The sequence below is a fragment of the Vogesella mureinivorans genome, assembly GCF_007644035.1.
GTDB lineage: Bacteria > Pseudomonadota > Gammaproteobacteria > Burkholderiales > Chromobacteriaceae > Vogesella > Vogesella mureinivorans.
Genome location: NZ_VMTV02000334.1, coordinates 1 through 299 on the forward strand (window position 1 = coordinate 1; position 299 = coordinate 299).

General features: G+C 73.6%; 1 pseudogene. It reads left to right on the forward strand.

Features of this window, described 5'->3' with window-relative positions:
- Window positions 1-299 (forward strand): annotated as a pseudogene (locus FLQ44_RS10130) (type VI secretion system tip protein VgrG); the annotation flags it as partial.

The window sequence follows — 299 nt, forward strand, 5'->3', positions numbered from 1 at the left end:
CTGCCTGCCAGCCTGCGGCCCACCCAGGATAGCCCCGCCTTCCACACCACCTTCGACGCCCAGCGCCGCGGCATCCCGCTCACCCCCGACTACGCCCACACCCCCCACGCCAAACCCACCGCCCCCGGCGCCCAGACCGCCACCGTCGTCGGCCCCGCCGGCGAAGAAGTCCACACCGACACCCTCGGCCGCATCAAAATCCAGTTCCACTGGCAGCGCCCCGACGAACACCCCCACACCGGCGCCCGCCTGGACGACACCTCCAGCTGCTGGCTACGCGTCGCCCTGCCCAGCGCCGG